The sequence below is a fragment of the Brevibacillus sp. HB1.3 genome, assembly GCF_013186635.1.
Lineage (GTDB): Bacteria > Bacillota > Bacilli > Brevibacillales > Brevibacillaceae > Brevibacillus > Brevibacillus brevis_D.
The window spans coordinates 166318-178679 of the sequence record NZ_JABMIT010000013.1 but is presented as its reverse complement, the minus strand read 5'-3'; the positions used below and the strand labels follow the sequence as shown (position 1 = coordinate 178679).

The 12362-nt window shown below is 49.0% G+C and carries 10 protein-coding genes; 6 read left to right on the top strand and 4 right to left on the bottom strand.

The window, feature by feature from the left end:
- Positions 1-260 precede the first annotated feature (260 nt).
- The 4 genes from HPY31_RS24815 (at position 261) to HPY31_RS24800 (ending at position 3708) form a co-directional block, all read left to right on the top strand.
- Positions 261-935, top strand: a complete 675-nt coding sequence (locus HPY31_RS24815; RefSeq protein ID WP_172142861.1) for a response regulator transcription factor — start codon at positions 261-263, stop codon at positions 933-935.
- A complete protein-coding gene (locus HPY31_RS24810) occupies positions 932-2227 on the top strand; it encodes a sensor histidine kinase (protein WP_172142860.1) in 1296 nt (431 codons plus the stop codon). The genes HPY31_RS24815 and HPY31_RS24810 overlap by 4 nt, the downstream gene beginning before the upstream one ends.
- A 140-nt stretch (positions 2228-2367) precedes the next feature.
- Entirely contained in the window at positions 2368-2655 is a 288-nt protein-coding gene (locus tag HPY31_RS24805; RefSeq protein WP_172142859.1) for a HesB/YadR/YfhF family protein, read from the top strand.
- Between the two features lie 141 nt (positions 2656-2796).
- Complete coding sequence (locus HPY31_RS24800) at positions 2797-3708, top strand: hypothetical protein (RefSeq protein WP_172142858.1); 912 nt, start codon at positions 2797-2799, stop codon at positions 3706-3708.
- Positions 3709-3787: 79 nt separating this feature from the next.
- Here the strand turns inward: HPY31_RS24800 and menC are convergent, their stop codons facing one another.
- From menC to HPY31_RS24780, 4 genes are all read right to left on the bottom strand, one after another.
- Positions 3788-4936: an o-succinylbenzoate synthase gene (gene menC, locus HPY31_RS24795; protein ID WP_172142857.1), complete on the bottom strand. Its 1149-nt coding sequence runs from the start codon at positions 4934-4936 to the stop codon at positions 3788-3790.
- A gap of 20 nt (positions 4937-4956) precedes the next feature.
- A complete protein-coding gene (locus tag HPY31_RS24790; RefSeq protein ID WP_172142856.1) occupies positions 4957-6096 on the bottom strand; it encodes a M20 peptidase aminoacylase family protein in 1140 nt (379 codons plus the stop codon).
- Between the two features lie 95 nt (positions 6097-6191).
- Positions 6192-7601, bottom strand: coding sequence for a YfcC family protein (locus HPY31_RS24785; RefSeq protein ID WP_172142855.1), 1410 nt, complete (start codon positions 7599-7601; stop codon positions 6192-6194).
- 179 nt (positions 7602-7780) lie between these two features.
- Entirely contained in the window at positions 7781-9805 is a 2025-nt protein-coding gene (locus HPY31_RS24780) for a sigma 54-interacting transcriptional regulator (RefSeq protein WP_172142854.1), read from the bottom strand.
- Positions 9806-9987: 182 nt separating this feature from the next.
- On the opposite strand from HPY31_RS24780, the gene HPY31_RS24775 reads away from it, so the two are divergent.
- Complete coding sequence (locus HPY31_RS24775) at positions 9988-10659, top strand: LytTR family DNA-binding domain-containing protein (RefSeq protein ID WP_172142853.1); 672 nt, start codon at positions 9988-9990, stop codon at positions 10657-10659.
- Positions 10660-10801: 142 nt separating this feature from the next.
- The gene (locus HPY31_RS24770; RefSeq protein ID WP_172142871.1) at positions 10802-12313 is read left to right on the top strand and encodes a succinyl-CoA:acetate CoA-transferase ScpC; all 1512 of its coding nucleotides are present in this window, start codon (positions 10802-10804) and stop codon (positions 12311-12313) included.
- Positions 12314-12362 lie beyond the last annotated feature (49 nt).

Sequence of the window (12362 nt, the reverse complement as noted above, 5' to 3'; positions counted from 1 at the left end):
AACTCTTAGCAATCATGCGTATTCAGTTTTGAAGGAATGAGACGAAAAGCTGTATTCCCGATTACTTGTAAAAAGTAATGGAGAATGCAGCTTTTTTTGTATTTTCGCCAGTACCTACAAATCTGATTCAAAAAAATACGTGCTCTAATAAAAGGAGCGTGTGCACAGCCAAGATCGGCGAGTGTGGTCATTATTGTGATTCCAGTCGATTATGCTATGCTGAATGACATACAGCTTTTTCAAATGAAAGAGGGATCAATATGCTTATTCTTGCAGTGGAAGATGAAAAAGCGCTGCTTCAGACAATTGCAGGAGTCCTGGCCGATGAAGGATATCAGGTGGATAAGGCAGACCGCGGAGATGACGGCTTGTTATTGGCGGAACGCGGCATCTACGACTTGTTGGTCCTAGACATTATGATGCCAGGAATGGATGGTCTTTCACTGGTGAGAACGTTGCGTACAAAAGGGATAATGACGCCGGTTTTATTTTTAACGGCAAAAGATAGCGTAGAGTCGAGAGTCGAGGGATTAGATGCCGGAGCAGACGATTATTTGGTCAAGCCTTTTGCGGCCGAAGAACTGACGGCGAGAGTGAGAGCCCTTTTGCGTCGGCAAGGGAAACAGAACACAGAAGGCGAGCTGGCATACGGCCCTCTATCGCTGAAGATAAATGAATATGACGGGTTTGTTGATGATGAGCCGATGAAGTTAACCACGAAGGAGTACGAGCTACTCAAGTACTTCCTACAAAATCGGGAGCAAATATTGACGCGCCAACAAATTTTTGACCGCGTATGGGGAATTGATTCTGAAGCGAATTACGGAGTGGTCGATTTGTATGTCCACTACCTGCGTAAGAAGCTGGGTGCTTACGAAGGCTTCATCCGAACGATCCGCAATGTGGGCTACATTTTGAAAAAGGAAAACAAATGATGTTTCGAAAAACGAGGATTCGGCTCGTAACGTTGAACGTAGTAGTGGTGCTTCTCTTGTTGAACGGGCTGGGGAGCGCAGTCTACTACACGATGAAGTACCGTCTCTATTCGCAGGTGGACCGAGAAATGACCAAAGTCAGCCAAAGGCTGGCAGTTGATGCTTTGCCTCGACTTCATCGAATTGAAGACGACCCTTTTCCATACAACCGTCAGGAGAGGAAAAAGTTTAACGATCTGGATCGCCGATATGTTTTGCTCGTCTGGGATAGCTTTGGTCGTGTCATCGGGACGGCATTTAGTGATAGGCTGGAGCCAGAGGAGTATGCAAAATTCCAGCATAACGGAAAAGCAGACGGAATCGAAACAAAAACAGTGAATGGACAAATCTACCGCGTGCAGACAGTTACTGTTCCGAAAAAGGTCGTTGTAGGCAATCGAATTCAGACTGCCTACCAGTTTCAACTGATTTACAATCTGGCACCTGAGCAAAACATGCTGGATAGCTTGCTGTACGTTGTCATGATCGGCGACATTATCAGTATTGTCATTGCGATTGTGGCTGGGTGGTTTTTGGCGAGAAGGGCACTAATCCCGATCCAAGTCTCGTGGGAAAAACAGCAGCAGTTTATTGCCGATGCTTCTCATGAGCTGAGGACGCCGCTCACGGCCATCATGGTCAATCTAGAAAGGCTTTTCAAACACCCGGATCATACGATTGAGCAGGAAAGTGAAAAAATTATGATTGGGATGCAGGAGGCCAAGCGCTTGAGTAGGCTTGTCTCGGATTTGCTCACACTGGCTCGCAGTGATTCTAACGAGTTGCAAATCATGAATCAGACGCTGCGCTTAGACGAGGTAGCGGTCAAATGCACCCAGGTTTTTGCACAACTTGCCATCGCACGGGAAATTCGCCTCGAAACAGACATCCAGCAACCCATTGAGATGATGGGGGATCAAGAACGTCTGCATCAGCTAATGGTTATCTTACTGGACAATGCCTTGAAGTACACGAACGAAAATGGCCGGATTTATGTTTCTTGCAAAAAGGAAGGCGGCCGCGTTTCGATTCTTGTAAAAGACAGTGGGATCGGGATTTCCAAGGAGGATATTCCGTATTTGTTTGATCGCTTCTATCGGGTGGATAAAATGCGCTCTCGTGCGACAGAAGGAACAGGGTTGGGGCTTTCCATTGCCAAATGGATCGTGGATGCTCACCACGGAAAAATTCAGGTCAGCAGTGAGGTAGGTATCGGAACCAGTTTTTTGGTTACACTTCCAATAAAGCCGTAAACAGATGGAAAGAACCGTGTTCCCAGAGTAGGGAATCGGTTCTTTTTTCAAATAGTGGAGCAATTCCATTTAACATACATTTATATTTCAAATATCTCTAAATTGAAGTAAACTATAAGCAGAGAGGAGTGGTTGTACTCATGAACATGACGATCACTAAAGCAGCGGTAGCATGGTTTCGGGAAGAATGGGGATGCAAAGAAGGAGACAGCATTCGTTTTTTTGTCCGGTACGGAGGCGTTAGTACGGTCCAGGATTCATTCTCGATGGGGATTGCCAAAGAGTTGCCGAATGAAATCGGCATTTCGACAGTAGTGGATGGCATCACATTTTATATGGAAAAAGATGAGTTGTGGTATATGAATGGAAAAGGTTTGATTGTTGATTATCGCCCAGAGACAGACGAAGTAGAATTTAAGCTGGATTAAGCAAAAAAATAATAGCGAGTAGATGAAGGGCTCCGATATACGGGGCCTTTTTCCATGTGCGCAAAAACTAAAATACAATACTTTACAAACGAAAATGTATGTTATATTATGGGTACATAAATGGAAAAAGGAGGGAGTTACATGCGTTTACTTGATTCTTACTTGGAGCTTGGCATTACGGGAATGGCACGTGCAGCTGTAGCAGGATGGTTCGACGGTCATTATGGGGCAGCTTTATTGGCAGGGTACTTCATGGATCGTGAGCACGATCTCCCTGAACATGTAAAAGAGGGCATTGAGCGGACATGCGAATCCTTCCGCAAGCAAAAACCTGAATGGTTTGTTCCACTAGATCAAGACGAGAAAGCTGACCCCTCCTTGTTACAGCACGTCATCAATGGCCTCCAGCAAAATGTGAAGCAGCTTCGGACCTCAGGACATGGATTAGCACTCGGTGTGTTGGCATTAAAAGCACTGCGCGAACGCCCTGATATGATCACTCCGACTGTGGTGGATGGCCTGGTCAGGATTCTCCAAGCGACGACAGAAGACAGGAAAGACCGTTATTGGGGCATCGAGAATTACCATAGCATGACGATTGATGATGTCAAAGACGACGAAGTTGCGCCTTACCATACAACTGCAGAGATGGCAGAGCGGGCGTTTGCCGAGCTGCAGTTGGTTATACCGCCGCGTTATATTAACGGGGTACGCTATCATTTGGCAAGCGAGGTCGTTCATAACATTACACATGCTCATGCGTTAACAGATCTGGAGCGATTCGGTTATGAGGATATTGTGAAGCCTGGTATCGTGAACCATCGTCTTCAAATCTATTTGAATCGCCATGTTCCTCCGTTTACCTTGGAGGATGAGGTGAAGAAGCCAGCGTTCGAGGAAATTTTTTCACCGCTATACTGGGAAAGACTCTACAGTGATCCTCATGCATTGAAGCTTCCGTATGCTGCATTGGATCTGCTAAAGCGGTTTCCACCAGAGAAGAGAGCTCTTGCCGAGCGTAATTTGTGCAAGCTTTTGACGATTACGGATTAATACACTCTCACAAATAAAAAGAACAGGGAGGCCAATGGGCACTCTCTGTTCTTTTTCGCTTCGAATTGATAAATGTTGTCTACCAAGTCGGAATGACTGTCGTAGTAGACTCCCGATTTGCATAGTAGCTTTTATGCTCGATCAGGGCATTACGAATGGCAGACTCATTGATGTCGAAACCGATCCCTGGGGTTGTCGGTACAGCTAGCAAGCCAGGTGCTGCAAAATCGATGACAGGTGTTACGATATCTTCCGCAAAGTAACGATGCGAAGGGGATGTATCGCCAGCAATCGTGAAGTTGCTAAGCGAAGCCATTGCGATATTATGCGCGCGTCCAATTCCTGCCTCCAGCATTCCTCCGCACCATACAGGTACGCCGCGTTTCTCACACAGGTCATGAATCTTCTTGGCGTCGGTCAGACCGCCTACGCGACCGATTTTGATGTTGATAATCCGGCAACTGCCGAGCTCGAGAGCTTTGCGTGCATCTTCTACTGTATGGATACTTTCATCGAGGCAGATCGGCGTTTTCAGTTCTCTTTGCAAGGTCGCATGGTCAATGATGTCATCATGAGCCAATGGCTGTTCAATCATGATCAAGCCGAAGCCATCCAAAGCCTTCAGCATCTCCATGTCTGCCAGCGTATACGCAGAGTTTGCGTCTGCCATCAGTGGAACATCTGGTCCAAATGTGTTGCGGATCGCACGCATTGGCTCGACATCAAAGCCCGGCTTGATTTTCACTTTGATCTTTTTGTAGCCGTCACGGATGAAGCCTTCTACGCGTTGCAGCAGTTTTTCGATAGTCGGCTCGATTCCGATACTCACACCGACTTCAATCGTCGTACGAGTTCCGCCCAATGCTTGGGAGAGGGAGAGACCGTTCATTTTGGCGTACAAATCCCAGACGGCACCTTCCAAAGCGGCTTTGGCCATGTGGTTGCGGCGCATCCAGGAGAAGAGGCGGGATACGTCATCAGGATGCTCGATCTCCCGTGAAAACAGCTGCGGGATCAAATATTTTTCGAGCATGTACCAGACCGTATCGACATCTTCCTCGTTGTAAACGGGGACATCCATCGCGACGCTTTCACCAAAGCCGACATGGGCACCGCTGTACGCACGCACCAGAATGCATTCCTTGTGGGTTTCGACTCCCATGCTCGTCTCAAAAGGGGAATTCAACGGAATTTTGATTCGTTGCAGGTCCACGCGTTCGATTTTCATATTCATCTCTCCTCAACCGTTCATTTGGATTGTTGCTCAAACGTATTCAATACCGTTCTTGCCAAAATCTCGATGCCGTCTAGCAGTGCTTCTTTTTCAAAAGTCATCTGCGGGTGATGAAGTCCTGGTGTCAGGCCACAGCCTAAACCAAGCATGGTCGCACGAAGCTGTGGACGTTCCTTGGTGTAGTAGTGGAAGTCTTCCGCGCCCGGTGTCTGAATCGGCGGTTCGAGCTTTTCTGCCCCCAAGGTTTGGGTAATGGCATCCGCCATGATCAGTCTCGCTTCTTCGTTCACTTCCGCCGCATAAACGCGTTCAGTGATCTCGTAAGACAGCTCAACTTCATACAGACGGGAAACGTGCTGCAAAATGTGCTCGACACGGGCGAATAGGGCGTGAATGACTTCATTCGTCTGTGCCCGCAGGTCCAAGTGGAACTGCGCCGAGCCCGGAATGATATTGCTGCTTTTGCTGCCGGCGGAAAGCTGCGTCATTTTGACGGAATAAGGGACGAGCGGATCGAGATGAATGCCTTTTAACTGCTCGACAATCGCAGCGGCTACCTCGATAGCGTTGACTCCGAGGTGAGGTCGTGCGCCATGAGCATCGGCACCCTTGATGTGCCCGAATACTGTACCTGCTGCTCCGTGCAGGATGGCAGAAGCAGCGGTGCCGCGCGGGATTTCCTGAATGGGACGAAGGTGGACACCGTACAGAAAATCAATATCGTCCACTACCTGCTTGTTCACCATCGCAAGTGCGCCATTTCCGCTTTCTTCTGCTGGTTGGAAAATGAGCTTTAGGCGCCCAGGGAGCTGGACGTCCATTGCTTGCAATACCATGAGGACGCCTAATGCCATGGTCATGTGCGCATCGTGTCCGCAGGAATGATTCGCGGTAAAGACGCCGTTGACTTCTTGCCAAAGGGCGTCCATGTCTGCCCGTACGCCTACGGTCAATTTTTCTGGCGTCAGATCGCCCCATTCGCCAACCACTCCCGTCACGTCATTAAAGGTAGTGACGCGGCAATGGTGTTTTTTCAAGAAGTCAGCAATGAATGAAGTGGTTTGGACTTCCTCCCAGCTTATCTCTGGATGCTGGTGTAAATGCTCGTATAGAGAAAAAATGGCGGGCTGCAATTGTTTGATCGTTGTGCGCATGGTTCCTCCATCGGTTTGTTCGTGAGTAGTCGATAGGTGAAGCGAAGGCTACGCCAATCTACTTGACGCAGCCAGTTTAGCGAAAAGCTCTTTTGTTACGAAACGCCGATTGTCACTGCTACAATGAGCGCGATTGAGGCGATCACGGCCCAACCTACTAGCAGCTTCCAAATGAATTTGACCCATTTCTCATACGGAATGCCTGCAACAGCCAGATAACCCATCAACGCAGAAGAAGTCGGGATAATGGAGTTGGTGACCGCATCGCCGTATTGGAAGGCAAGAACCGCAATCTGACGTTGGATGCCGAGCAAGTCCGCAATCGGTACCATGATCGGCATGGTTGTCGCTGCCTGTCCACTACCGGAAGAAATAAAGAGATTGAGAAAGGCTTGAATCACAAACATAGCCAGGACGTTTACGGCATCTGGCAAATGACCAATCGCTGAAGTCAGACTGTTGATCATCGTATCGATAATTTTTCCGTCTTCCAAGACGACCGTAATCGCGCGGGCAAAACCGACGATCAGCGCGCCAAACGTAACGGCTCTCGCACCAGCGACGAAGGAATCAAACAGCGTATTGACCGACAAACCTCCGACGAGACCAGCAACCAGGCCCATGATCAGGAAGGAAGCGGTAAGCTCTGTCAGGAACCATTCGTACTTGAATACACCGTATACGTTGAAGGCGAGACCACAGACCATTACCAGGAACACGAGCTTGTGACGCGCATTCAGATCGGGGATGTCTACTGTTGCCTGTTCTTGACTAGCGTGATTCTCTACGCCATAAAGCACACTCTTGGTTGGGTCTGCTTTGACACGATACGCATAGCGCATGACGTACCAGATGGCAAAAGCGAGCACGAAGACATACACAACAGCACGGAAGGTAAGACCAGAGAAGAGCGGCAATTGCGCGAGCGACTGCGCCACCCCAACTGTAAATGGATTGATCATCCCACCCATGAAGCCGGCTGCTGCCCCCATGGTGATCATGGCCGTGCCTGTTACGGCATCGAAGCCCATTGCACGAGCCAGCGCGATACCGATTGGAACGAAGATGATGCTTTCTTCTGCCATTCCCATCGTGAAGCCACCGATAGAGAAGAGGAACATGGAAGCAGGAATGAGCAGCTTTTCCCGACCCTCCAAGTGTCGGACACCTTTATTGATCCCGGCTTCAATCGCTCCGGTCTGGCGGATGATTCCGAATACACCGCTTACAATAAAGATGTAGAAAATGATTTGCGCACCTTTCTGCATCCCCTCTGGAATCGCTTTGAACATGTCAAAGAACGAGACCGGATCACTTTCAACAGGATGGTAGCTGCCGTTGACGACGATGGTTTTGCCTGAGGCAGCATCCTTGACGCGATCGAACTCACCAGCCGGAAGCACGTAGGAAGCCAGGGCTGCCAAAATGATGATGATAAAGAGGATGGCATAGGTATGCGGCACAGAAAAACGTTTCTTTGCAGGTTTCAATGGATGTGTAGACATGAGGTCACCTCGCTTTTTTTTGCTTATGACAAGCAAGGGTCGTGCCAAGTGTCGAAATTTCCCGAATATAAGCGTTTTCAGTGGATTTTCAACGGCAAGGGAAGGGAAGAAAAAGAGCTTTAGGAATGTTTATTAGGTTTTATGCAGCCTAATACATCCTATTATTCAATGGGCGGATGCTAAATCCGCCCGTGTTTTCGCAACAATTCGATACCCGCGGGGGTGATGGAGGTTCCTTGTCGGGTTGTACCTGAACGCACCAAACCTTGCTGCTCTAACAGTTTCAGCTTATGCCGCAGTGCGCTCTCCGTCCAGCCTACAGATTGTAGTTCAGGGGAGTGCGCCAATTGATAACGCCCGACTGGTTTGTTGGATACGTAATAATGATGCAAGCAATACAAAATATCCAGATCGCGATTGTCGTCCAATTTAGGGATAGAAGCTGTCTGTTGCTTTTGAAACAGCCTATCCGTCAATCGTTTGGGGAGATCCTGAATGCCGATGACAGGATGCTCGCTTACTGTAATGGCATAGTCGACGACATTTTTCAGTTCGCGAATGTTCCCCCGCCAGTCATGGCGATCGAATAGCTCCATGACTTCTGGGGACCATGTTTTGCGAATGCCTTGCTGCTCCAGATGCTCATCGATGAGAAGGGGAATATCGCTGATTCGCTCACGCAGAGCGGGAATCTGGATCGGCAGGACAGCCAAACGATAGAACAGGTCCTCGCGAAAGCTTCCTTGGGAAACAGCGTCTTCCAAATCGCGATTGGTAGCAGCGATGATGCGGCAATCCACAGAAAGAATTCCCGTACCGCCCACGCGGATGACCTGCTTTTCTTGCAGCACGCGAAGCAGCTTGACCTGAATGGCCCCAGAGATGTCCCCCACCTCATCGAGAAAAATCGTCCCGCCATCCGCTTGCTCAAACAGGCCGGGCTTTCCGCCTTTTCGTGCTCCTGTAAAGGCACCGTCTTCGTAGCCAAACAACTCGCTCTCCAGCAGGTTTTCTGGCAAGGAGGCACAGTTGATTGCGACAAAGGGGCCGTTTTTGCGCAGCGAGTGCTGATGAATGGCATGGGCGAACAGCTCTTTTCCCGTTCCGTTTTCGCCTGTCAGCAGAATCGTTTGATTGTTTTTTGCCATCTTTTTGCCGAGCTCGATGGCTTGGAGCAGTGGTTGGCTTTGTCCTTTGATATCGGAAAAGGAGTAAGTGGCTGTATGACCGCGCAACGTAAGCGTGGTTCGCAAGCGTTGGATTTCCGTCACGTCTTTTAGCGTACAAACGAAGCCTAAATGCTCATGCCTGCGGCGGATGCTTTGACTGCTGACGATAAATTGCTTGTGATCAATGGTTACGAGGGCGTCCTCCTGATCTTCCTGCTCAAAAAAGGGTTGCAGCAGGCTGTGTTCCTTCAACACCGTGTACGGTTGTCCAACAATAGAGGATGCGTGTGGACAAAACAGCTCAACGGCGACATCGTTTATAAACGTGATCAGACCTTGTTCGTTGCAAGCGATCACGGGGTCTTTGACTGCCTGAAAGGTAGATTGCAGCTGACTGTTGAGCTTCTGTACTTCGGCGTAGGAGGTGCCAAGCATTTTCGCGAGTTCAGACATTTCTACGATGAAGGCAGACAAGTACTCGCGCTCCCATTCACTGGGCACGCCTACCTTGCGACCGGTATCAATCAGGTCATGAATGCTGATTTTGCGAAAACCGAGATCGATTACCTCCACATGAGGAGGAAGAGGTACGTCAGGAACGCTCATGATGATGGCATATTGAAATTCGAGATCATCAAATGTACAGCCAGGGTGAAAGGGAACATAATTCAAATGATCGACATTCGCCTCTAATAGATTTTGGATGACCTCCTGTGCGGAAACTGGCGAATTGTTCATGACAGGGACGGTCGTCCCCGGAGGGATCTGCATCAGGGCTTTCATTTTGTGTAGCTCGAAAAAACGGTTTAAAACCGTGATGGGCACGGAGTCAGCAACAGCTTGACGGGCAACTGTGTACAGCTCCGGGGATTTGGTCGTGATAAAGACATGATCGACTCCGCTCAAATCGGGAATGTGCTCGTGGCTGGCATAACCGACGACTTTGCAATACGGCTCGAAATAAGCCCGCAGCTCTTTTAACAAAAATTCGAGAGTGTCCGTTCCTTTTGCAATCAAGACAATGGTGTGGTCCATGCTGCACCGCCTTTGCTCAAACAATCGTGAATGTTTTGTAATCTCATGATAGCACAATGCCTGGCTGTAATCGGATGGATTCGCTTGTATAGAGAGGAAAGACAAGGATTGATTTGGTGGTAGGGAAATGTGTTTTAATAGAAGAGAGAAGATAGAAAAAGCAAGGAGCAGGAGGAATCAGCATGGAGGACAGATTGGTTCCAGAGGTGCTGCAAATGATTGGAGAAGTCGTGCCAGACGGGGTATCGATTGCGATCTCGGACGGCTCACAATACTTGTACTATCAACCGAGTTCAAATATTGATTTGAAAATTACGCCAGGGGATCTCGTTCCCATTGGCTCGGCTACACATCAAGCGCTCTTAGAAATGGGAAAAGTGGGGCATCAGGTGGAGAGTCGTATTTTTGGTGTGCCGTACTACGGACTCTCGCTTCCATTAGTGCGAAATGGTCAGGTCGTGGGCTGTATTACCGCCATCTACCCCCCTCAAAACGTTCCGTTGACCAATTCGGAGGCGCGTCTATCGTTTTTGGTCGGAAAAGGGGAGGATGGCTGGCTTCCTATTCCGTTAACAGAGATCGTCTATATCAGCTCTCATGAAGGAAAAACACTTCTGCACACGGCTAGTGGATCATATGCGAATAAATACAACATGGCTGAACTGGAGTACTTGCTCCCGCAAGAGAGATTTGTGCGTTGTCATCGTTCCTATTTCGTCAATATGGAATCGATCAGCTTTATTCACCCGCATTTTCATTCGACGTTTTTATTGGAAATGAAGGATAAGCAAAAGACGAGAGTTCCTGTGAGCCAGTCGTACGCCAGCTCGTTTCGGCAATTGCTCGGCTTCTGAAATATCTGACAAATGAGAATGGTTCGCTGTTGTTTTTTCTTGATAGCCGCGTAAATATTCTGTTTTGCTGAAAATCGAGTGCCCGCTCAGAATCCATGTGCTAGTGTAAAAGGCAACAAAGATGGCATGGGAGGTCACAATGATGTGGGAACGCTTACGCGATAAACGACTGGCAGATAAAATCGTGACGGCTGAGGTAGCAGCAGGATGGATTGAGGATGGCATGACGATCGGGTTAAGTGGTTTCACGCGTGCTGGTGATGCCAAGGTCGTGCCGCTCGCATTGGCTGAGCTGGCGAAAAAAGAGAACAAGCCTTTTGGCGTAAACGTATATACAGGAGCTTCACTTGGCTCCGATGTGGATGCCGTGATGGCGGAAGCGGGGATCATCAACAAGCGATTGCCTTTTCAAGCAGATCCGGTTATGCGCAAAAAAATCAACGATGGCAGCATGATGTTCGTTGACCAGCATTTGTCTCATACAGCGGAAGCGATTCGTCAGGGAGCGATAGACGCGATCGACTACGCGATTGTGGAAGCGGTTGCAATTACAGAAGAAGGCATGATCATTCCGGCTACGTCCGTGGGGAACTCCAATATTTTCGTGGAAAATGCCAAGCATGTCATCATTGAGCTGAATATGGCTCAATCGGTGGAGTTGGAAGGCATCCATGATATTTATACACCCGCAAAACAAGGAGAGCGTGAACCGATTCCGCTCACGTCCGTGGATCAGCGAATCGGCACAGCAGGGATTCCTGTCGATCCGGATAAAATAAAAGGGATTGTCCTGACGAATCAGTTGGATTCTCCGTCAACGATTGTGGAGCCGGACGAAGAAACGGCGCAGATCGCGGCGCATCTGATCGAGTTTTTGCGTCAGGAGGTAAAAGAGGGACGCTTGCCGAACAATCTTGCGCCATTGCAATCGGGGATTGGATCGGTAGCGAATGCGGTCTTCAACGGATTTTTGGATTCGGAATTCACGGATCTGACGGTCTTCTCGGAGGTGTTGCAGGATGCGGTGTTTGATTTGCTGGATGCAGGTAAAATTTCGTTTGCCTCTGGCTGCTCGATCACGCTGACGGCTGAAAAGATGAAGCATGTCACCGAGAATTTCGCCCAATACCGTGACAAGCTGCTGTTGCGTCCACAAGAAATCACGAACCATCCGGAGCTGATTCGCCGCCTCGGTCTGATTGCGATCAATACCGCGATTGAAGTGGACATCTACGGCAACGTTAACTCGACCAATGTATCGGGTACGAGAATGATGAACGGTATCGGCGGTTCTGGTGATTTTGCTCGCAACGCACGTCTGGGCATTTTCGTAACCAAGTCGATTGCCAAAGGCGGAAACATCTCGAGCATCGTTCCGTTTGCCTCCCATGTGGATCATACCGAGCACGATGTAGATATTATCGTCACTGAGCAAGGCCTGGCTGACCTGAGAGGCTTGGCTCCGCGTCAGAGAGCCATCAAAATGATCGAGAACTGTGCGCATCCGATGTACCGCGATCAATTGATGGCCTACTACGAGGAAGCACTCACACGTGGCGGACACACTCCGCATGTACTGGAAAAGGCATTCTCCTGGCACGTACGTTACGCGCAGGAAGGCACCATGTTGGAGAAAAAGCCAGCGTTGGTTTAGTCGATGGAATGATGAAAAAAGCAAACCCGTTCGGGCGTTAAGCCTTGGC